The organism is Streptomyces hygroscopicus subsp. hygroscopicus (genome assembly GCF_030269125.1).
Lineage (GTDB): Bacteria > Actinomycetota > Actinomycetes > Streptomycetales > Streptomycetaceae > Streptomyces > Streptomyces hygroscopicus_C.
Genome location: NZ_BSSM01000074.1, coordinates 1 through 302, shown reverse-complemented (window position 1 = coordinate 302; position 302 = coordinate 1). Strand labels below are relative to the sequence as shown.

The 302-nt window shown below is 64.6% G+C and carries 1 pseudogene; it reads left to right on the top strand.

From position 1 onward, the window contains the following. Positions 1 to 148: 148 nt before the first annotated feature. Positions 149 to 302: pseudogene (locus tag QSK45_RS38155) on the top strand (2-oxoacid:ferredoxin oxidoreductase subunit beta); the annotation flags it as partial.

Genomic DNA, 302 nt, shown 5'->3' with positions numbered 1-302 from the left:
GACAAGGTGGTGGTACCGGAGATGAACCTCGGGCAGCTCGCCACCCTGATCCGGGCGAAGTACCTGGTCGACGCCCACTCGTACAACCAGGTCAACGGCATGCCGTTCAAGGCGGAACAGCTCGCCGACGCTTTGCAGGAGGTGCTCCGTGGCAACTGAACTCAAGCTCCTCGCCAAGGACTTCAAGTCGGACCAGGAGGTGCGCTGGTGCCCCGGCTGCGGTGACTACGCGATCCTCGCCGCCGTCCAGGGCTTCATGCCCGAACTCGGCCTGGCCCGCGAGAACATCGTCTTCGTCTCCG